Source organism: Psychrobacter proteolyticus (assembly GCF_038155145.1).
Lineage (GTDB): Bacteria > Pseudomonadota > Gammaproteobacteria > Pseudomonadales > Moraxellaceae > Psychrobacter > Psychrobacter proteolyticus_B.
Window position 1 is genome coordinate 1 of sequence record NZ_JBAKAY010000199.1, and the last position, 212, is coordinate 212.

At 44.3% G+C, this 212-nt stretch carries 1 protein-coding gene; it reads right to left on the reverse strand.

Features of this window, described 5'->3' with window-relative positions; translation table 11 throughout:
• On the reverse strand, nucleotides 1-212 hold a 212-nt coding region (locus V6252_RS13515), incomplete at both ends, for an FAD-linked oxidase C-terminal domain-containing protein (RefSeq protein WP_341610776.1).

Consider the following 212-nt stretch of genomic DNA (forward strand, 5'->3'; position numbering starts at 1 on the left):
TCAAAGTCAGGATAGTTGCGGCTGACATTATGCTCAATCTCTTCGATAAAGGTCTGTACGTGGCTTATTAGCTCCGATACTTCGTTTTTATAAGGTGTAAATACTGAGATGGTCTCTGAGATATACTCACGTAGCTTCCATAGCTCTGGTGCTTGTGTGAGGTTTTGGCTCATCACCCGATCGACGACCCAACCTTGCTCCATACAATGTTC